At 69.3% G+C, this 20,228-nt stretch carries 19 protein-coding genes; 11 read left to right on the top strand and 8 right to left on the bottom strand.

The window, feature by feature from the left end:
* Window positions 1-130 precede the first annotated feature (130 nt).
* The 5 genes from H4W31_RS11710 (at window position 131) to H4W31_RS11690 (ending at window position 7,931) form a co-directional block, all read left to right on the top strand.
* A complete protein-coding gene (locus H4W31_RS11710) occupies window positions 131-4,531 on the top strand; it encodes a S8 family serine peptidase (RefSeq protein WP_192766685.1) in 4,401 nt (1,466 codons plus the stop codon).
* A 210-nt stretch (window positions 4,532-4,741) separates the two neighbouring features.
* Entirely contained in the window at window positions 4,742-5,209 is a 468-nt protein-coding gene (locus tag H4W31_RS11705; protein WP_192766684.1) for a nuclear transport factor 2 family protein, read from the top strand.
* A 225-nt stretch (window positions 5,210-5,434) separates the two neighbouring features.
* Window positions 5,435-5,737, top strand: a complete 303-nt coding sequence (locus H4W31_RS11700) for a type VII secretion target (RefSeq protein WP_192766683.1) — start codon at window positions 5,435-5,437, stop codon at window positions 5,735-5,737.
* Window positions 5,737-7,419, top strand: coding sequence for an alpha/beta hydrolase (locus H4W31_RS11695; protein ID WP_192766682.1), 1,683 nt, complete (start codon window positions 5,737-5,739; stop codon window positions 7,417-7,419). The genes H4W31_RS11700 and H4W31_RS11695 overlap by 1 nt, the downstream gene beginning before the upstream one ends.
* Window positions 7,416-7,931 (top strand): hypothetical protein, encoded by a 516-nt coding sequence (locus H4W31_RS11690; RefSeq protein WP_192766681.1) that lies wholly within the window; start codon window positions 7,416-7,418, stop codon window positions 7,929-7,931. The genes H4W31_RS11695 and H4W31_RS11690 overlap by 4 nt, the downstream gene beginning before the upstream one ends.
* Window positions 7,932-7,945: 14 nt before the next feature.
* Here the strand turns inward: H4W31_RS11690 and H4W31_RS11685 are convergent, their stop codons facing one another.
* Entirely contained in the window at window positions 7,946-8,686 is a 741-nt protein-coding gene (locus tag H4W31_RS11685; RefSeq protein WP_192766680.1) for a class I SAM-dependent methyltransferase, read from the bottom strand.
* 233 nt (window positions 8,687-8,919) lie between these two features.
* Here H4W31_RS11685 and H4W31_RS11680 point away from each other — a divergent pair, with 233 nt between their 5' ends.
* Window positions 8,920-9,690 (top strand): hypothetical protein, encoded by a 771-nt coding sequence (locus tag H4W31_RS11680; RefSeq protein ID WP_192766679.1) that lies wholly within the window; start codon window positions 8,920-8,922, stop codon window positions 9,688-9,690.
* Between the two features lie 87 nt (window positions 9,691-9,777).
* Here H4W31_RS11680 and H4W31_RS11675 read toward each other — a convergent pair whose 3' ends face one another.
* Window positions 9,778-10,425 carry a TetR/AcrR family transcriptional regulator gene (locus tag H4W31_RS11675; RefSeq protein ID WP_225945491.1) on the bottom strand — a complete coding sequence of 216 codons (648 nt, stop codon included), beginning with the start codon at window positions 10,423-10,425 and terminating at the stop codon, window positions 9,778-9,780.
* A gap of 147 nt (window positions 10,426-10,572) precedes the next feature.
* Between H4W31_RS11675 and H4W31_RS44185 the strand changes: the two genes are divergently transcribed.
* Together H4W31_RS44185 and H4W31_RS11665 are read left to right on the top strand one after the other, a co-directional pair.
* Window positions 10,573-11,769 carry a DUF418 domain-containing protein gene (locus tag H4W31_RS44185; RefSeq protein WP_318783136.1) on the top strand — a complete coding sequence of 399 codons (1,197 nt, stop codon included), beginning with the start codon at window positions 10,573-10,575 and terminating at the stop codon, window positions 11,767-11,769.
* Window positions 11,770-12,200: 431 nt separating this feature from the next.
* Window positions 12,201-12,905 carry a hypothetical protein gene (locus H4W31_RS11665; protein ID WP_192766678.1) on the top strand — a complete coding sequence of 235 codons (705 nt, stop codon included), beginning with the start codon at window positions 12,201-12,203 and terminating at the stop codon, window positions 12,903-12,905.
* An 80-nt stretch (window positions 12,906-12,985) separates the two neighbouring features.
* Here the strand turns inward: H4W31_RS11665 and H4W31_RS11660 are convergent, their stop codons facing one another.
* Window positions 12,986-13,225, bottom strand: coding sequence for a winged helix-turn-helix domain-containing protein (locus tag H4W31_RS11660; protein ID WP_192766677.1), 240 nt, complete (start codon window positions 13,223-13,225; stop codon window positions 12,986-12,988).
* A 323-nt stretch (window positions 13,226-13,548) separates the two neighbouring features.
* Between H4W31_RS11660 and H4W31_RS11655 the strand changes: the two genes are divergently transcribed.
* Window positions 13,549-13,866 (top strand): DivIVA domain-containing protein, encoded by a 318-nt coding sequence (locus H4W31_RS11655; protein WP_192766676.1) that lies wholly within the window; start codon window positions 13,549-13,551, stop codon window positions 13,864-13,866.
* Window positions 13,867-14,072: 206 nt separating this feature from the next.
* Window positions 14,073-14,699: a fibronectin type III domain-containing protein gene (locus H4W31_RS11650; RefSeq protein WP_192766675.1), complete on the top strand. Its 627-nt coding sequence runs from the start codon at window positions 14,073-14,075 to the stop codon at window positions 14,697-14,699.
* Between the two features lie 33 nt (window positions 14,700-14,732).
* On the opposite strand, the gene H4W31_RS11645 is transcribed toward H4W31_RS11650, so the two are convergent.
* Window positions 14,733-16,463, bottom strand: a complete 1,731-nt coding sequence (locus tag H4W31_RS11645; protein WP_404825579.1) for an alpha-keto acid decarboxylase family protein — start codon at window positions 16,461-16,463, stop codon at window positions 14,733-14,735.
* 301 nt (window positions 16,464-16,764) lie between these two features.
* On the opposite strand from H4W31_RS11645, the gene H4W31_RS11640 reads away from it, so the two are divergent.
* Window positions 16,765-17,700 carry an SDR family NAD(P)-dependent oxidoreductase gene (locus H4W31_RS11640; RefSeq protein ID WP_192766673.1) on the top strand — a complete coding sequence of 312 codons (936 nt, stop codon included), beginning with the start codon at window positions 16,765-16,767 and terminating at the stop codon, window positions 17,698-17,700.
* A gap of 112 nt (window positions 17,701-17,812) precedes the next feature.
* Here the strand turns inward: H4W31_RS11640 and H4W31_RS11635 are convergent, their stop codons facing one another.
* The 4 genes from H4W31_RS11635 to H4W31_RS11625 form a co-directional block, all read right to left on the bottom strand.
* Window positions 17,813-18,133 (bottom strand): DUF1416 domain-containing protein, encoded by a 321-nt coding sequence (locus tag H4W31_RS11635; protein ID WP_225945490.1) that lies wholly within the window; start codon window positions 18,131-18,133, stop codon window positions 17,813-17,815.
* Window positions 18,134-18,138: 5 nt separating this feature from the next.
* Window positions 18,139-18,987: a sulfurtransferase gene (locus H4W31_RS11630; RefSeq protein WP_192766671.1), complete on the bottom strand. Its 849-nt coding sequence runs from the start codon at window positions 18,985-18,987 to the stop codon at window positions 18,139-18,141.
* A 170-nt stretch (window positions 18,988-19,157) separates the two neighbouring features.
* Window positions 19,158-19,235, bottom strand: coding sequence for an Ms5788A family Cys-rich leader peptide (locus H4W31_RS44180; RefSeq protein WP_311202345.1), 78 nt, complete (start codon window positions 19,233-19,235; stop codon window positions 19,158-19,160).
* A 78-nt stretch (window positions 19,236-19,313) separates the two neighbouring features.
* Complete coding sequence (locus H4W31_RS11625; protein WP_192772023.1) at window positions 19,314-20,126, bottom strand: LmeA family phospholipid-binding protein; 813 nt, start codon at window positions 20,124-20,126, stop codon at window positions 19,314-19,316.
* Between the last annotated feature and the right edge of the window lie 102 nt (window positions 20,127-20,228).

Raw genomic sequence — 20,228 nt, 5'->3', positions numbered from 1 at the left:
CCAAGCCGATGTGGGGGGCGCTGTCCGTGAGTAATCGTCGGACCCACGCGTGCCGGCAGCGCCGGACATCCCGGAGCTGGGGGGGTTGGCACCCGAACGGATCGGGATGCTGGACAGGCGGGGAGGACCCATGTCGCATCGACCTGGACGCAGTAGGACGGGCCGGACAAGACTCTGGCGGACGACCGCGGTCGCGATCGCCGTGGTCCTCGGCCTGACCGCGCAGCCCGCAGTGGCCGCCGCCGCCGAGCCGGAGGCCTCGGTGAGCGCCGAACTGCTCGCCGAACTGGCCGCCGAGGGCACCGCCACCTTCACCGTCTACCTGCGGGAACGTGCCGATCTCCGCAGCGCGGCGAAACTGGCCGACTCCGACGACCGGGCCACCGCGGTCTACCGGCAACTCACCGGTACGGCGGAGCGCACCCAGCGTGGACTCCGCGCGGAGCTGGACAAACTCGGCGTGAAGTACCGGTCCTACTGGATCGCGAACGTGCTCCGGGTGGAGGGCGGCCGAGACCTGGTCAACACCATCGCGGCCCGTGCCGAAGTGGAGAGCATCGAACCGAGTCGCAGCTACGAACTGATCAAACCCGAGCCGATCCGGGCAACCACCGACGCCGGCACCGACGCGGTCGAGTGGAACCTCAGCAACATCGAGGCGCCCCGGGTCTGGTCCGAGTTCGACACCCGGGGCGAGGACCTGGTCGTCGCCAACATCGACAGCGGCGTCCAGTTCGACCACCCGGCGCTGGTCGGTGCGTACCGGGGCAACACCGGCGGCGGCACCTTCGACCACAACTACAACTGGTTCGACCCGGCCGGGGTCTGCGCCAACCCGGCGCCGTGTGACAACAACGGCCACGGCAGCCACACCATGGGAACCATGGTCGGTGACGACGGTGCCGGCAACCAGATCGGTGTCGCGCCCGGAGCCCGCTGGATCGCCGCAAAGGGCTGCGAGACCAACAACTGCTCCGACGCCTCGCTGCTCGCCGCCGGCGAGTGGGTGCTCGCGCCGACCGACCTCAACGGCGACAACGCCCGGCCGGATCTGCACGCCGACATCGTCAACAACTCGTGGGGCGGTGGCCGCGACGACGAGTGGTACAAGCAGACCGTCGAGTCCTGGCGCTCCGCCGGAATCTTCCCCAGCTTCTCGGCCGGCAACGACGGCCCGGGCTGCAACACCACCGAGAACCCGGGCGACTACCCCAACACGTACGGGGTGGGGTCGTACGACGTCAACAACGCGATCTCCAGCTTCTCCGGCCGGGGATCGTCCAGCATCGACGGCGGGATCAAGCCGAACATCTCGGCACCCGGCAGCAACGTCCGGTCGAGCGTGCCCGGCAACGCCTACGGGCTCGGCAACGGCACCTCGATGGCGGCCCCGCACGTCTCCGCCACCGTCGCGCTGATCTGGTCCGCCGCTCCGGCCCTGAAGGGCAACGTCAGCGCCACCGAACAACTCCTCGACGACACCGCCACCGACGTCGACGCGCTCACCTGCGGTGGCACCGTCGACGACAACAACACCTTCGGCGAGGGCCGGCTCAACGCGTACCAGGCGGTCAACGCCGCACCGCGCGGCGACGCCGGACGGGTCACCGGCACCGTCACCAACGCCGGCACCGGGGACCCGATCGCCGGTGTCCGGGTGGTCACCGGCACGTTCAGCGCGGTCACCGGAGCGGACGGGAAGTACGCGTTGGTCCTCCCGGTCGGAGTGCACGAGCTGACCGCCACCGCGTACGGCTACACCGCCGGCACCGCGACGGTGACCGTTGCCCGGGGTGACGTCCTCACCCAGAACTTCGGGCTGGTGGCAGCGCCGATGAGCACCGTCTCCGGCAAGGTCACCGACGGCTCCGGTCACGGCTGGCCGCTGTACGCCAAGATCGAGGTCTCCGGTCGACCCGGCGGCCCGGTCTACACCAACCCGGTGACCGGTGCCTACTCGTTCACGGTGCCCGGCAACGCCAGCTACCAGCTCACCACCACGGTCAACTATCCCGGATACCGGCCGGTGACCACGGACGTCGCAGTCGGCACCGGAACCCGGACCCTCAACATCACCGCCCCGGTCTCGCCGGGCTGCACCGCCGCCGGCTATCTGGCCGGGGTCAGCGAACCGCTGCTCTCGGAGAGTTTCGACGGCACCACGGCCCCGGCCGGCTGGTCGGTGGTCGACCGCACCGACAAGGGCGGCTGGGCGTTCAACGACCCGGGAGCCCGGACCAACCTGACCGGTGGCGCCGGCAACTTCGCCATCATCGACAGTGACAAGCTGGGCAGCGGCAACACCCAGGACACCGACCTGATCCCGCCCGCGCTGAACTTCTCGGCGGTCAACGCGCCGCTGCTGCGGTTCAACAGCGACTGGCGGGCGGTCGGCGTCGGCGACACCGCCGATGTCGACGTCTCGACCGACGGCGGCACCACCTGGACCAACGTCTGGAAGCAGACGGCCAGCCGGCGCGGCCCACGGGTCGAGGAGGTTCCGCTGGACGCGGCGGCCGGTGCGGCGGACGTCCGGGTCCGGTTCCGCTTCCGGGGCACCTTCGCCTGGTGGTGGGAGGTCGACAACGTCCAGGTGGTCAACCGGCTCTGCACGCCGAAGCCGGGTGGCCTGGTCGCCGGCTTCACCACCGACGCCAACACCGGTGCGCCGTTGAACGGGGTCACGGTGGCCAGCGACGGTCAGCCGGCGGACCGGGGCGTGTCGGTGGCGACGCCGGACGACCCGAACATCGCGGACGGCTTCTACTGGCTCTTCTCCAGCCTGACCGGCGCGCAGCCGTTCACCGCCAGCCTCGCGCCGTACCAGGCGTTGAAGAAGTCGGTGACGGTGGTCGCCGACAGCACCCGGCAGGCCAACTTCGCGCTCCGGGCCGCCCGGCTGACGGTCACCCCGACAAACCTGGAACTGCATCAGCCGTACGGCAGCACCCGCAACGCCAAGGTGACGGTCACCAACACCGGGAACGCGCCGGCCAGCGTGCAGTTGCTGGAACGGGGCGGACAGTTCAGCATGCTCTCCGCCAAGGGCGCCGAGCTGGTCGAGCACCGGATGAAGGGGATCAGCAAGAGCCGCACCGGCATCGCGTACGGCGCCGGAACGGACACCGCCGCGGCGGCGCCGCTGGTCGACGATGCCTGGGCCCGGGTGGCCAACACCCCGGCCTCGGTCTTCGACAACTCGGCGGTGACGCTGGGCGGCAAGGTCTACTCGATCGGTGGCGGCAGTGGCACCGGCAACGAGCGGAAGACCTGGGTGTACGACCCGGCGGCCAACACCTGGGCGGCGCTGCCGGACATGCCGACGGCCCGGTCGAAGCCGGCGGTCGCCGCGCTCAACGGCCGGATCTACGCCGTCGGCGGCTGGGGCACCGACTCCACGCCGGTGGCCACGGTCGACATGTTCAACCCGGCGACCGGCACCTGGAGCACGTTGCCCGGGGTGACCAACCCGGAGCCACGGGCGGCAGCCGCCTTCGCGGTCGCCGGCGGCAAGCTCTACGTCGTCGGTGGCTGTGCCGACAACGAGTGCTCGGTGGACACCGCCGACGCGACGGTGTTCGACCCGCTGACCACGCGGTTCAGCAGCGTCGCCGACTATCCGCAGGGTGCCTCCTGGATGTCCTGCGGCGGGATCGGCGGCAAGGTCTACTGTGCCGGCGGGGTCGGCACGGCGGAGTTCAAGAACGGGTACGTCTACGACCCGTCCGGCAACGCCTGGTCCCCGCTGCCGGACATGCCGCTCGACCTCTGGGGCTCCCAGTCCGCCGCGGCCGGCGGCATGCTGGTGCTGGCCGGTGGCGCCACCGCCAACTCGACGGTGCTCACCAACCGGACGGTGGCGTACGACCCGGTGGCCGGGGCCTGGGTGAACCTGCCGAACGCGCAGTTCGCCCGGTACCGGGGTGCCGGCGTCTGCGGCGCGTACAAGGTCGGTGGCTCGCCGAGTTCGTTCGTCGGATCGGCCGAGACCGAACGGCTGGGTGGCCTGGAGGCCTGTCTGGAGGCCGATCAGGCGTCCTGGCTGACCACCGAGCCGAGCAGCTTCACCCTCGCCGCCGGGGCGTCGAAGGTCGTCACGGTCACCCTGACCGCCACGGCCGCGGCCGGCGTCGCCCAGCCCGGCACCTACACGGTGGATCTGGGCCTGGTCACCGACACCCCGTACCCGGTCCCGATCGTCGGGGTGGAGATGAACGTCTCCCCGCCGGGGACCTGGGGCAAGATCCAGGGCAGCGTTCTCGGCCGGACCTGTGGCGGTGCCGAGGTTCCGCTGGCGGCGACGGTCCGCGCCAACCTGGTCGGCGACCCGAGCACCGGCTACACGTTGTCGGCGACCAACCAGGGGAAGTACTCCTGGTGGCTGGCGAAGGGCCGGTACGACGTCATCGTCGCCAAGGACGGCTGGGTGCCCCAGGTGAAGCGGCAGCAGATCCAGCCCAGCCTGGTCACCACGCTCGACTACGTACTCGATCCGGTGAACCCGTGTCCCGCCCGGCTCGGTGGGATCTGACCGGCGGACCGGCCGGGTGTTGACCCGGCGGTAGGCCACGATCGACGGTGCCCGTCGTCCCGGCAGGGGCGGCGGGCACCGTCGGTCTGCCCGGGGGTCGCGATTCCCGTCGACCGGCCCGGGGACGGGGTGCTCCACCTAGGCTGGGACCGGCACAAACCGCCGAAGACGTACGCCGGACCGGCGTACCGCCGACCTCTAGGAGAGCAGATGGCCGCGCCTTCTCCGGTGCCTCCGTTCACCCGGGACACCGCCATCCAGAAGATCCGAATGGCCGAGAACGGCTGGAACTCCCGGACCCCGGAGCGGGTGGCTCAGTCGTACACCCCGGACTGCCGGTGGCGGAACCGGGCCGAGTTCATCACCGGGCGAGACGAGATAATCCAGTTTCTTCAGCGTAAATGGGCGAAGGAGCTGGAATATCGCCTCATCAAGGAACTCTGGTCCTTTGACGGCAACCGAATCGCCGTACGCTTCGCCTACGAGTCGCACGACGACTCCGGGAACTGGTTCCGCTCGTACGGGAACGAGAACTGGGAATTCGACGACAACGGCCTGATGCGGCTGCGGCTGGCCAGCATCAACGACGTACCGATCTCGGAGTCGGAGCGGAAGTACCACTGGCCGCTCGGGCCGCGTCCCGACGACCACCCGGGACTGAGCGATCTCGGCCTCTGAGCGGACGACCTGCCGGCGCCATCCTGTCGAGCGATCGGCCGGCCGCCCGGCTCTCGGTCGCCGGTCACCCGTCACCGATCAGCGGTCGTCGATCACCCGTCGCGGATCACCCGTCACCGGTCGGCGGTCGCCGGATTCGGCGATGATCAATTGTTGGCGCCGTTCAGCGGGTGGCTGATACTTTGACTCCGCTGGATCGACTGGCGATCAACGCGGGGGCCTGGCATGACGGTGCGGGTGAACACGCCGGAGTTACGGAGCCTGGGCGGCCAGGTCATTTCCGTCGCGGGCGATCTGAAGAACAACAACTCGTCGACCGAGGGCAAACTCGCGCCGGCCGAGGGCGCCGGTTCCGCCGGATGGGCAACCTCCCCGGCCGCCACCGCCGCCGCGCAGGGCTGGCACGACTACCTCAACGGTCTCGTCGGCCGGTTGGAGAAGGCGGGGCAGTCGATGATCGACGCCGCCAACAACTACCAGTCGTCCGACGACCGGGCGGCGAACCGGTCCGGCAGGGCGGCGATCTGATGGCCGGTCTGACCTTCGAGGCGCTGCTGAACGTCGACCCGAAGGCGTTCCGGACGGCCGCGACCGGCTGGGACGACCTGGCCCAGGCGATCGACGACCGGGCCGACGCGTTGGATCCCACGGTGAAACGGATCCCGGACATCTGGGAGGGGCCGGCCGGCACCAAGGCGTCCGCGCACCTACAGGGGCTGCGTAAGGAACTGGACCTGGCGTACGTTCCGGTGCTCACGATCTCGCAGGCGCTGTCGCGGCACGCCGACGGCGTGGAGTCGCTGCGCTCCCAGGCCCACTCGCTGGTGGCCCGGGGCAAGGAAGCCAACGTCACGATCAAGCCGGACGGCTCGATGACGCTCGATCCGGCGGGCCAGAACGAGTGGGGCGCCCGCGCGCTCTCCGCGCTGGTGCACGAGCGGGACGAGCTGATGGAGGCGGCGGCGCAGCTCGACTCGCAGACCGCCAAGACCATCAGTGAGAACACCGCGACCGGTTCCGGAGTACCGGCGGCCCGGGTCGACCGCACCAGCATCCCGCCGAAGGGCTCGGATCCGAAGGCGGTCAAGGCCTGGTGGGACTCGCTCTCTCCGGCCCAGCAGCGGTTCGTCCTGGCCGAGTATCCGGAACTGGTCGGCAACCTCGACGGGGTGCCGGTCGCCTCCCGGGACATCGCGAACCGGATCGTCCTGGACCGCGACCACGACGCGCTCAACACCCGACGTGGCGAGGTGGACGCCCGGGAGGCGTACATCCGGCGGATGATCGAAGAGGGACGCGGCGCCGAGCTGTACCCGAATGCCGGGAACCCGGTCGGCGAGGCCACCGCCGAACTGGACCGGCTCAAGGAGGAACGGTCCGACATCGACGGGAAGCTGAGGGGGATCGACAAGATCTCCGATCGGATCGACGACGACGGTTCCGACCGGCCGCGCGGCTTCCTGATCGGCTTCAGCTCCGAGGGCGACGGCAAGGCGATCGTGTCGGCGGGCAACCCCGACGACGCGGACAACGTCGTCACGTACGTGCCGGGCACCGGAACCGACCTGTCCAAGGTGGGCGGCGACCTGGAGCGGGTCGACCGGATGGTCCACGACGCGAACCGGCTGGAGCCGGGCGAGGACACCGCCGGGATCATGTGGTTCGGGTACGACGCGCCGGACGACATCCCGGCCGCCACCCTCGACAGGTACGCCGAGGACGGCGCCGGTGACCTGCGGAACTTCCAGTCCGGGCTGCGGGCCACCCACGAGGGCGAGTCGTCGCACAACGTGGTGCTGGGCCACAGCTACGGTACGACGGTGATCGGGCAGACCGCCTCGGAGCAGGCCGGACTCAACGCCGACGATCTGGTCCTGGTGGCCAGTCCCGGCGCGGAGGTGGGCGGCGCCAAGGACCTGAACATCACCGGCGGCGACCCGACGAAGCACGTCTGGGCGACGACGGCCAAGAACGACTTCATCCAGAACACCGGTCTGGAGGACAACCTGGTGCACGGGGAGAATCCGGTCGGCGCCGGGTTCGGCGGTCAGGTCTTCAAGAGCGACGAGGGTACGCCGCTGTGGGAGTGGCAGGACCCGTTCAACGCACCCAACTTCGCCGCGCACTCCGAGTACTGGGACCCGAACAACGAGGCCCGGAAGAACATCGCCAGCATCGTGACATCGAACTACGGGGACGTGACGCGGTGACCCCGGTCCGGCGGTGGCGACGGCTGGCGATCGTGCTGGTGGCCGGTCTGGTCATCTCCGGATGCGACCAAGGGAGCGACGTGCGACCGACGATGACGGTTGGCCAGGCGGCCGAGCGTACCGAGGAGATCGTCCGGGAGGCGCAGGCGGCGCTGGCACCCGGAACCGAGCTGGAGACGGACCTCGACGACACCACGCCGTGTGACGATCCCAGTGACGGCGGTCCGCCCGGTCGGGTGTTCGTCGAGAAGCACTACAAGGTCGTCTATCCGGACGGGTGGCCGGTGAACCAGGCGCTGGTGGTGCTGGCGCAGTACTGGGAGCAGCGCGGCTACAAAGTGATCAAGGATCTACGGTCCGAACGCAACCCGCAGTTGGCGGTGGAGAGCCCGAACGACGGTTTCCGGATCGGAATCGAGATCTACCCCCGGGACAGCGGGCGGATCGACGCCTTCCTCGTCGGCAGCTCACCCTGCATCTGGGAGAACGGCACCCCGCCCGCCGACACCTGAGCCGGACTCCGGCCCTACAGATCCGCGACGACCAGCCGGTATCCCCCGTCGAATACGTCGAGCTCCAGCAGGTCGGCGTGCCGCTCGTGCCAGCGTCCCGAGGACAGGTCCGCGGCGAGCCGCTCCAGACCTGACCGCAGGACCTCGTCCCCGAGCTGGGCGAGCATCGACATCCCGGCCCGGACCGCCGGATCGAGATACGCCTCGGGCCGGCGCCAGTACGCCACGCCGAACCCGTCGGTGCAGTCGTGCGGTACGGGCACCTGTTCCACCCGGGCGTTGCCGAGCAGCGCGGCGAGCCGGTCGACCGGTACGGCCCGGGTGTCGTCGAAGGCCGCCGCCTCCGGCAGGTACTCGCTCAGCAGCCAGAACCGTCGGGTTACCGCCTGGTCCCAGGTCAGTACGACGATCCGCCGCCGGGCGATCCGCCGCAGTTCCGCGATCCCCGCTTCGAGATCGGTCCAGTGGTGCACGGTCAGTAGCGCCATGGCGGCGTCGGCGTAGTCGTCCTCGATCGGAATGGACTCCGCGACCGCCTGGACGACCGGCGCCGATCCCACCGGCCGCTGCGCGATCATCACCGCGCTGGGTTCGACCGCGAGCACCGTCTGCGGCGGCTCGTAGGAGCCGGTGCCGGCGCCGACGTTGACGACCGTCCGCGCCGCACCGAGAGCCGCGACGATCTGGGCGGCCACCCTCGGGTCGGGCTGCCTGGTGCCGCTGTAGGTCGTGCCGATGCTGTCGTAGACGATCATGCTGGCCAGTGTGCCACCGGGCCGCCGAGCCCCGGCTGCCCCGGCGCACGCGCTGCCCGCCCATCCCCTGTTCCCGGCCGAGATGGTCCGGAGCGAACCGGATCGTCGGCACCGCCGCCGGCTCCGGCCGGCCACCGTCCCGGGCCACCGCGCCAGCCCGCTCCAGTCGGTGTCCAGCCCACGTCCAGCGGGGCCCGGCAACCTGCCGACACCAGGGATGAAAGGGGAGTCAGATGAAGACCAGACTGCTACGCGGCGTCGCCGCCGCAGCCCTCACGCTCACAGTTCTCCTACCGGGAACCATCCAACCGGCCCAGGCCAACCCCGACGGCCCGAACACCTCGCTGATCGACATGATCGACCTCGCGCTCAGCCTGGTCGGCAGGGCCTCCAGCGGCGGGGTGACGCCCGAAGCCCTCGCCGGGATGACCCAGGACGTCATCAACGCCCTCAACCAGGCCGAGTCGGCGGTCATCGTCCACATCGACTCGATCGCCGCCGCGAACGTCCGCAGCGACGCCCGACATGCCGTCATCGAGTTCGACGACATCAACGCGTTCGGCGAGGAAACCCTGGAAGACTGGGCGATGGACGTCACCGGAGCCGCCACCCGGGCGGCGACCTATCTCGATGCCGTCTCGGACCCGCGGGCGATCGACGATGTCGGGTACGCCGTCGTCACGCTCTATCCGATCGCGTTGGTGGCCCGCGCGCGGGCGGGGTTCAGCACCACGAGGCTGATGGCCGACTACCGCGCCGCCCTACAAAAGATCATCAACAAGCTGGCGCCGACGTGCCGCGACCACTTCCCGGAGCCCAACACGATACCGATGATCCGGGCCTACACCTGCACCGTGTACGGCGTCCACACCGCCACGCAGTTGGAGCAGAACTGGTTCGGGACGTGGAAGTTGGGACCGATCGTCCCGGCGGCCGTCGAGGCGGCGTCCTACGCGAACACCAGCCGGAGAGTGGCGATCGAAGCGTTGGCCGCGCTGCCGTAACACCGCCTGGTCAGCCCCGCTCGTCTGGGCCTGTGCCAAACGTCCTGGCATGGGCCCAGGCGGCGGTGTACGCCGAAAGGCAACGAGTCAGGTGTCGCCGTCCGGCCTCGGCGACCGTTGTTTGCGGTCGGGCAGGATGCCGATCGCGGGCAGGATCGCCTGGTCGACGATTGCGGCGAGCTTATCGTCGTCCGGCAGGTCGTCGGCATCCGTGACGTGCTTGAACACCAGGGCCTCCCCGATGTCGCGCACTACCGGCGTTATCAGTTCGGGGTCGATCTGTCCCTGCTCGGCGTAATGGCGCAGCACCGTGTAGGTGAAGGTGCTGCCGTGGCCTTTGAAGACCCGGTTGTACAGCGCCTCGACCAGGTCGGGATGGCGGTGCCGTTCGAGCATGATGACCCTGACGGCATTCCCGGCCGGTTCGACCATCCAGGCGACGAGCTGCTGGAGCGCCCGGATCAGGTCGCCGCGCAGGTCGTCGGCGCCCGGCGACGGTAGCTCCTCGGGATGCGCCTCGTACAACGCGTCCAGTAGCAGTTCTCGTGGCGACGGCCAGCGCCGGTACAACGACGTCTTCGCGGTCGCCGCGCTCTTCGCTATGCCCTCCATGGTGAGCCCGTCGACTCCGACCTTGGCCACCTCGGCGAGCACTGCGGCGTGGATGGCCTGAATCAGGTCATCTCCCCGGCGACGGGAGCGTCGCAATGTCGGGTCCTGCGGTTTCTCGGTCAAGACGGCTCCAAACTAAGACACGCTTGCGTAGCTTAGCCTCGCGGTGTTAGATACGTCTGCGTAGCTAATTGACGGGGCCTGGCGCCGGCGTCCCGGGCAATTCTGCCGTGTCTTCACGAAGGTCCGACTCCGAGAACGGGGCGTCACGTGTCCAGACTTGTCATCGAGCCCAGCACCGGTCCACCCAATGTCGCCACCAGGCTGTCCGACAGGTCACTGGCCCCCGATCTTGCCCGCGGAACGATGCTGCTGCTCATCGCATTGGCCCACGCACACATGTACCTGTACGGCCACCCCAAGGGGTTCCGCGGCTACCAACTGAACGGTGGCCCCATCGACCAGGTCGTCGCCGGCCTTCAGGTCCTCTTCGTCGACGGCCGCGCGCTGCCGATGTTCGCCGCACTGTTCGGCTACGGACTGGTCCAGCTGGCCAACCGGCGAATCGCGGCCGGAGCCGAATGGCCGGACGTACGTCGCCTGTTGCGCCGCCGCAGTCTCTGGCTGATCGCGTTCGGCTTCGCCCACGCGCTGCTGTTGTTCTTCGGCGACATCCTGGTCACCTACGGGCTGCTGTCGCTGATTCTCGTGGGCATGGTGCGGGCCCGTGACCGGGTGCTGCTCTGGGTCGCCGGGCTGTGGATCCTGGTGTTCGCCGCGCTTGCCATGCTGCCGGCGTGGGCCATCATCACCGAGGGGTCGCCGCCGCTACCCACCAGCGTCGAGTCACCGATCGAGGCGGTCGGCCAGCGGTTGGCGGTCTGGGCCGGGCTCGGACCGATGCTGGCCCTGGACATCGTCACCCCGTTCCTGCTCGGCATCTGGGCGGCCCGGCGCCGACTGCTCGACGAACCCGGTCGGCACCGTGCCCTGCTGACGCGGGTCGCGGTGGCCGGAATCGTCATCACGATCCTCGGCGGTGCCCCGCTGGCGCTGATGGACTCACAGATCTGGACGGACTGGACGACGGGTACCGCAGTGCCGGTTTATGCGCTGCACAGCGTGACCGGTATCGCCGGAGGGCTCGCGTACGCCGCACTGGCCGGCCTCATCGCGCACCGCGTCGCCGACGCGCCCGGACGGGTGGCCACCGCGCTGGCCGCCTGTGGGCAGCGGTCGCTCACCTGCTATCTGCTCCAGTCGGTCGGATTCGTGGCGCTCTTCGCGCCGTTCACCCTCGGACTCGGCGGGCGGCTCGGCGACGCCGGCGCAGCAGCGGTGGCGATCGGTACCTGGCTGACAACCGTGCTGCTGGCCGAGCTGATGCGCCGGGCCGGATGGCGCGGGCCGGCCGAGGGCCTGCTCCGGCGACTGACGTACGCCGCTCGTCGACCTGCCACACGCTGAGCGAGCCGAGCAGCACACCGCCTTCCCCACGCGAGGCATCAGCCACACCATCCACACTCCATATGGGACGGTAAGGAAGCGTATTGGGACTGGCCCGGGTCTCGTGAGATCCGGGCCAGGAGGTTCGCAGTCAGCTCCGGCGAGAGTTAGCGCCCGGGGCCCGGACCACTGCACGCGAACCGACGGCGTCGAGGCACGCGAGGAGGCCGCTCGGGGCACCTGCACCTGCGGCGTGATCTCGGATGACTCACCCTGCGGCTCAGCGGCGCCTTCGAGCGCCGGGGGAGGGCAGTGAGCGGCCCGCGTACGGCCTGGAGAAATGCTTGAGCCCTGTGGACCGGACGATTCCTCGCGGTCTCCCCACCGGGCCCCTCCCCAGACCCGGCGATACCGTTGCGTCCTCGAACGCCAATCTCCGACTGGAGGAGCAGGTGGAGACAGGGACCGACGGTCGGGTGATCCGCAAGTACCGGCTACGACCGGCACAGTTGGTGTTCATCACCCTCTTTCTGGGGTTGCCGGGCATCTCGTTGGCGCGCTGGATCGTGCCGGAGGACGACCTGCCCCTGACTTTCAAGGCGGGAATGCTCGTGCTGATCAGCACGGTGTATCTCGCCATCATCTGGTTCTGGCGGGCGGCGACCATCGTCCACCAGGACCACATCGCAGTACGGCAGCTGCTTCGGACCCGCAGGACAGTGTGGCCCGACGTGTTGAGCATCGAGGTCGAGAACAACCCGGCTTCGTCCAGGACGATGCTGCTCGACCGCGCGGGACGACTGTTCGCCCTGCCAGGGGGCGTTGGGGCACAAGCTGACGAGGTGCGAGCCATCAAAGACATCTGGGAGCGATCCCGTGGCGGGGGTTGGACGCCTCCGGCTGAGGCCACCGTGCTGGCGGCCCAGTACCGCTCCTGGGCGCGGCAATCCGCGATTGTGTGGGCAATTTTCCTGACGGTTGGCTCGTTCCTCGCACTGCTGGTGTCCGGACTTGTTCTTAACGCCAGGTCAGAATGGAACAACGACGAGATCCCGTGGTTGTTCCAGGCGATCGGCTTCGTGCCGGTGGTGGTGTTCGTCGCCGTGTATCAGGTCGCTGTCCGACTCCTCCGCCGCCGGCACACACGCGTGCCCTGACCCGAGATGAGCGCGCTCCCGCTCTTCAGCCCTCGATCGGCGGCGGAGCTTCGCAGATCGTCGAGCCGAAGCCAGCCGAGTCAGGGCTTACGGAGCCAGGTCTTCGGATCGGTCACGAAGACACCTTTGCCCTGGTAGCGGTCGATGACTTCCAATGCTTCGAGACGGACGAACACCAGCCGGATGGTCGACGGGCTGACCCTGTACTTGTCGCACAGTTCGGCGATCGAAGGCAGCTTGTCACCCGCCTTCATCCGTCCTTGCTTGACGTCGGCGATGATGGCGTTCGAGATCCGGAAGTAGTCCGGCAGAGCAGGCATGGCACTCCTCGCGTGGCACCTCCGATTTGATCACCTCCTACTGTGTGGAACAAGTCTTAGCGGTGGATTGTGCGGAGGTTGACGTCCGCGACATCCACACATAAGTTGGCTGAGAGCACTCCTCGTGTGGCAGCTAGGAGCGCTCCCCCTGGTCGGGGCGGGTAGCGACGCGAAAGGGGTTCACCCGTCCCGGCCCCCTCGCAGGCAGCCCTGGGGCCGTACTGCCGATCAAGGCTGCGGTCGCGGGGCGGGTGGCCCGGCTCGTGCAGTCTCCCCCGATCCGCGAGCCGGGCCGCCCTTCCAGACGACTCAGGAAGGTGCTCATGTTGCGCAGACTGTTCCGATCCCGCCCACCGACGGCCACATCGCGGCTGACTCGGATCTGGCCGCCGGCCACCGGCATCCATCACGCGGCGGCGGCACGTCCACCGCTGACCGTCGGCCAGATTCGCGGCCACCAGTTCTCCACGGCCCGTCGGGGCCTCGACCCCAACGAGGTACGCGGCTTCCTCTACCAGGTCGCCGACGAGGTGGCCGATCTCCGGGCCGAGCTGATCCGGACCCGTACCGAGAACAACCGGATCAAGAAGGCACTACGCGACTGGCAGTCCCGGTACAAGAACCGGGGAGTCTGGCTATGACCGACCAACCCCGCCAGCGGTACCTCGTCGACGAGCCAGCCGACAGGTCGGGCCGCAAGCCGGGCGACGACGGTCGACCCTGGCCAGACTGCGATTGCCCTGAACATCGAAGCATATTAATGTGATGGAACATGAAAATCTTTACGTCTCGCCGGGCCCCAGTCGTCGCTCTGGCTGCGGCACTAGCCCTCGGCGCTGCGGCGGTCGTGTCACTGCCCGCTTCCGCCCACTCGACCGTCGCGGCCTTCGAAGTAGCCGGCGGTCGCGGCCCGGACGTCAGCCCGCCGACCATCCCGGCGAACCCCCGCACGGAATTCGGGAGCCAGACCGTCACGCTGCGGTGGGACGCCTCGACCGACAACCGCAGGGTGACCGGGTACGAGATCTTCTCCAACGGCTCTCGGATGGCCACCACCACCGAGACCAGCCACACGATGCCGGTCCCGCCACCGATGCTCTTCACCTTCGGCATCCGGGCGGTCGACGCCGCCGGCAACTCGTCCCCGTTCGCCATCATCAGATTCGGTCCGCAGCCCGAGACGGTTCCGCCGACCGCCCCGACCAACCTGCGGCTCACCGGCCCGCAGAACGGCCACTACCGCGTCACCTGGGACGCGTCCCGGGACAACGTCTTCGTCGCCGGATACGAGGTGCAGCAGACCGGCACCGTGTCCGCGGTGACCATGGTCGGCGACACGTTCGCGTACGGGGTCTCCCGTGGGTTCGGCATCTACATGTTCCGAGTCCGGGCCTTCGACAGCTCGGGCAACTTCTCCGCGCCGGTGCAGCTCGGGATCGCGGTCGACCCGCCACCACCCACTCCCGCTCCCTAGTGGGTAGTCCGAGCGACAACCCCGTCGTTCCACTCAGGACGGCAGCCCCTGCCAGGAGAGCCGGGGAGTCTCGTTGAGGGTCGTCTGGTAGTCGACCGCCGTGGTTTCCCTGCCCCACTGCGGCATGCCGGCCGGCAGGTCCTGCGGGTCGACGATGACCTCGACGATCGTCGGTCGGTCCGGTACGCCGCCCAGCCCGGCCAGCACCCGGGCGAGTTCCCCCTCCGTGCTGACCAGGTGCGAGTCCACCGCCACGTCCGGGCTGAGCGCGGCCGGCAACTCCGTGTACCGCCAGTCGTCGATGTCGTTGTACGGCTGGTGCGGCCCGTCGATGGCCCGTTCCACCGTGTAGCCGGCGTTGTTCAGCACGAAGATGATCGGTCGCTGGCCGGTCGCCATCATCCGGCTGATCTCCTGCACGGTCAGTTGCAGCGACCCGTCCCCGGTGACGAGTACGACCCGACGCTCCGGGCTCGCCGTCGCCGCTCCGAACGCGGCCGGAATGGCGTACCCGATCGCCCCCCACAGCGGCGCCTGCACGCACACCGCGTTGCGCGGCAGCCTGATCGACGCCACCCCGAAGGAGGGGGTACCGGTCTCCGGCACCACGATGTCGCCCTCGGCGAACATGGCCGCCATCGCCGGCCAGAGCCGGGCCTGGGTGATCGGCGCGTTGCTGGCTGGATCGAGCCGGGCCCCCTCCGGCCGGCTCGGGTCGGGACTCGTCGGCCAGTCGACCGCGCGGACCGGCGCGATGGTGTGCAGCCGGGCCAGCGCGGCGTCCGGGGCGACCGGTTCGAAGACCTTCCCCCCGACCGAACTCGCCCGACGACCGATCGTGATGATCCGGCTCGGATCGAGATCCGCGGTGAACAGACCGTCCCAGTCGAAGAACTTCGTCCCGACACAGACCAGTACGTCGGCACCCTCGACGACCTGCCGGACGGCATCGACGCTGTCTCCACCGTTGTAGATACCAACGAAGTTCGGGCCGGTTTCGTCCAGCAGCCCTCGGCCGAGTCCCTGGGTCGCGGCCGGCCAGTGCCGGTCGGTGAGCAGCGCGGCGATGTCGGCGCCCAGGCCGTACCGGATCGCCAGGTTTCCGACCAGCAGAGCAGGGCAGACGGCTCCGGCCAACAGCCGCTGGGCGGCGGTGTCGAACGCGTCGAGCTGATCCGGCTCGCCGATCGGTACCGGCCGGGCGAACCGTCCGGCCGGCAGCGGAATGGAGTGCTGGGCCACGTCGCCCGGCAGCCGGAGGTAAACGGGACGCTGCTGCGTCCAGCACGCGTCAAGCACCCGGTCGATCTCTGCCTCGGCGTTCCCGGGCGTCAACGTGGCCTGGGCGACGGTCACCTCCCGAGCGATCCGGACCCAGCGGTCAAAATCACCGTCGCCGAGCGAGTGGTGCATGGCGGCCCGACGGTCCATGATCTCCAGCGTCGGTCCCCCGACGATCGAGACGATCGGCACCGACTCCGCCATCGCCCCCGCCAACCCGTTGACCACGGACAGTTCACCCGGGCCGAAGGTGGTGACCATCGCCGAGATCCCCGCCATTCTGGCGTAGCCGTCCGCGGCGTAGGCGGCGTTGACCTCGTTGCAACTGCCGATCCAGGCGATCCCGGGAAACTCCTCGACCTGGTCGAGGAACTCCATGTTGTAGTCGCCGGGCAGGCCGAAGATATGCCGTACGCCGAGGTCCTGAAGCCGACTGAGCAGCAATTCGCCCACCGTGGTGGTCGTCGGCATGTTCCCCGACATAACAGCCTCCAGTCGCAGGTCCCGGTCTGTCCGCCCGCGCCCGCCGCTACGGAACGCGTGCCCGCCCGCACGTACGAACGGTCGGTGGTTCCCCGGTCAGCCCGTCGTACACCTGCGTGCCGGCGTACCCCCCGGGGCGCGTGGCGGGCTGAGGCGCTGTGACCAGCGCATCAGGGCATGGCCGACCAACCGGAGAAAGCTCCGGTTATCCTGGACAGGTAACGGAGGAGGCTCCGGTTCGATACTCCGGCACCAAACGGGAACCCGGCACCTCGCCAGAAAGCGGAAGAAAGGCAAATCAATGAACGACAGCCGCATCACCACACCCTTCGGCGCGCACTCGACCGCCGCCGATATCGTCGCCGGAATCGACCTCGACGGTCGTCGGGCGATCGTCACCGGCGCCGCGTCCGGGATCGGCGTCGAGACCGCCCGTGCGCTCGCCAGCGCCAACGCCGAGGTGACCCTGGCCGTCCGCGACATCGCCGCCGGCGAGCGGGTCGCCGCGCAGATCAGCGCGAGCACCGGCAACACCCGGGTCCGGGTCGCCGCGCTCGACCTCGCCGACCCGGCGTCGATCGCGGCGTTCGTCGCCGGCTGGACCGGCCCGCTGCACATCCTGATCAACAATGCCGGGATCATGGCCCCGCCGCTCACCCGGACCCCGCAGGGCTGGGAACTCCAGTTCGGCACCAACCATCTCGGGCACTTCGCCCTGACCACCGGCCTGTACGGCGCGCTGGCGGCGGCCGGTCGGTCCCGCGTCGTGTCGCTCAGCTCGCGGGGACACCAGAACGCCGGGATCGACTTCGACGACATCAACTTCGAGCGGCGCGACTACGACCCCTGGGTGGCGTACGGGCAGTCCAAGACGGCCAACATCCTGTTCGCGGTCGAGGCCGACAAGCGCTGGGCCGCAGCGGGGATCACCGTCAACGCGGTACACCCCGGGGCGATCATCGCGTCGAACCTGACCCGGTACATGAGCCAGCAGGAGCTCGACGCCGCGAAGGCCTCCGGTGAGGAATTCAAGACTCCGGAACAGGGTGCGGCGACCGCCGTACTGGTCGCGACCTGGCCCGCGCTCGACGGAGTCGGCGGCCGGTACTTCGAGGACTGCAACGAGGCCGTCCGGGGCGCCTCGGGACAGTCGGGCGTGGCCGGGTACGCGCTCGACCCGGAGGCCGCCGCCCGGCTGTGGCGGGTCTCGACCGAGATGCTCGTCGCCCGGATCTGACCCATCCGGTCGGCTCCGCACCGCACCGCACCGCACCGCACCGCACAGCAAGGATCCCGCCGATCGGAGCAGATCGGCGGGATCCTGGTGTCGCAGTCAGTACCGGTACGCCTCAGCCGACGGTGACGGCGACCTCGTTGATGCCCCGACCGGCGGTGATCGCGGTGTCGCCATTGCCGTGCCGGGACAACGCCCGCAGCGTCCAGCTCCCCGGTGCGGCGAAGAACCGGAACTGGCCGGCCGGTGAGGTGACGACCTCGGCGGTGAACTCACCCGTGGAGTCGAGCAGCCGGACGTACGCCCCCGCAACGGCCTCGCCGTTCTCGGCGCTGACCACTCCGGTGATGACGGTTTCCTTCTCCAGGTCCAGACCCGCGGGCAGCGGAGCCGCCTGGTCCGGGGCCGCGCAACCGGCGGCGATGGGAGCGGTCATCGTACTCACGCCTCCCCCGGCTCATCGCCGAGCGCCACCGGCACACCGACGAGCGAGCCGTACTCGGTCCAGGAACCGTCGTAGTTCTTCACGTTCTGGTGCCCCAGCAGCTCCTTGAGGACGAACCAGGTGTGCGAGGAGCGCTCGCCGATCCGGCAGTACGCGATGGTCTCCTTGCCGTCGTCCAGGCCGGCCTCCGCGTAGATCTTGCGCAGGTCGTCGTCGGACTTGAAGGTGCCGTCCTCGTTGGCGGCCTTCGACCACGGCACGCTGATCGCGGTCGGGATGTGCCCGGCACGCTGCGCCTGCTCCTGCGGCAGGTGGGCCGGGGCGAGCAGCCGGCCGGCGTACTCGTCGGGGGAACGCACGTCGACCAGGTTCTTGCTGCCGATCGCGTCGACCGCCTCGTCGCGGAAGGCCCGGATGGTGAGGTCCGGCTCCTGCGCGACGTACTGCGTCGCCGGGCGGGAGACCGCGTCGGCGACCAGCGGACGACCCTCCAGCTCCCACTTCTTGCGGCCACCGTCGAGGAGCTTGACGTCGCCGTGCCCGTAGAGCTTGAAGTACCAGTACGCGTAGGCGGCGAACCAGTTGTTGTTGCCGCCGTACAGGATGACGGTGTCGTCGTTGCCGATGCCCCGCCCCGAGAGCAGCGCCTCGAACTGCGACTTGTTCACGAAGTCCCGCCGTACCGGGTCCTGCAGGTCGGTCTTCCAGTCCAGCTTGATCGCACCGGCGATGTGCCCACCGTCGTACGCGGTGGTGTCCTCGTCGACCTCGACGAAGACCACGCCGGGGGCGTCGAGGTTCTTCTCGACCCAGTCGGCCGAGACGAGTGCGGTGTCGCGACTCATCAGATCACTCCTTGGTGAGGATTGTGGTGAGCCTGCGCGTGTGGATCGACTGATGTTGTGGTCGCAAGTCACGCGCGGGACCCATGGATTGGACGGATCACGGGTACGTGCGACGGCGCCGCTGCCGGGCGTGGAAGGGACTCAGAGGGTACGCAGAGACAGCCCCGCCGTCAGATGACGGGGCGACACAGGCAGGTGGCCACGCGGCACAGGTCGACCGCGCGCCGTTTGGTGAGGAGCGTCCCCATGGTTCGGGAGCGTACCAGTGGTACTAAGCCGTTACCCAGCGCCGACCACGATCCGGGATCACCCGTCCACGCCCCGGATCAGCTGACCTCACTCAGCGACACGTTACGGGCGCTTCCCGTCACGGCCAGTCCGTTCGGCATCGGCCGCACCTCCTGGAGCTCCAACTCGAACGGCAGCGCCGGCAGGGGCACCCGGACCGAGAGCTGCTGGGCGAAGGCGGAGATGAAGGACTGGATCGCCGGGTTGTCCGGCAGGTCGTCGGCGGTCAGCCGCTCGAAGTTGATGACGATGTCGGTGCCCTGCACGGTCAGCTTCGCGGTGCCCCGTACGGTCAGGTTCTGCTCCAGGATCGGCACCCGTACCGGCGCGGTGACGGCCAGCTTGCCGTCCTGCTCCCGCAGCTCCACCCCGGGGCGGTCGATCAGCGCGACCACGCTGTCGTAGGCGACCGTCGCCGTACCCTGCACCGTCTCGGCGGTGACCTCGCCCTGGCCGGTGCGCAGCGTGTCGAGCGACGCGGTGACGTTCCGGGCGTCGGCCGTCAGCTCCGGCACCCGTACCGTGGTGGTGGTGCCCTGGACCGGTCCCTGGAGATCCCGGAGCACGACGTTGATCGAGTCGTACCGGCCGCCCAGCACCTGGGTGAGGAACGGAAAGCCGCCCACGGTCACCTCGGGGGCCGACGACTGGACGTTCTGCTTGGTGAGCTGCTGGTCGACCTGGTCGGCGACGACCCGCTCGGCGATTCCGGCGGAGACCCGGTCGGCGATCACGAGCAGGCCGCCCAGCACGAGCAGAAGGATGATCAGGATGATGAGCGCCCGACGGCCCCTGCGCCGACGGGGCCGTTCGCCGTACGTCCCGCCGTCTGCCGGATAGCTGTCTGCCACGCCGCCGCCTCTTCTCGGAAATCGGGTACGCCGGTCGATCACCGTCACCGGCACCACTATCTACCCGACGCGCCACATCTCCAATCGTGGCCCCCGGGCGGT

The organism is Plantactinospora soyae, from assembly GCF_014874095.1.
GTDB classification, from domain to species: Bacteria; Actinomycetota; Actinomycetes; order Mycobacteriales; family Micromonosporaceae; genus Plantactinospora; species Plantactinospora soyae.
Note: the sequence above shows the minus strand (reverse complement) of the source record. Positions and strands in the feature narration are given on the sequence as shown.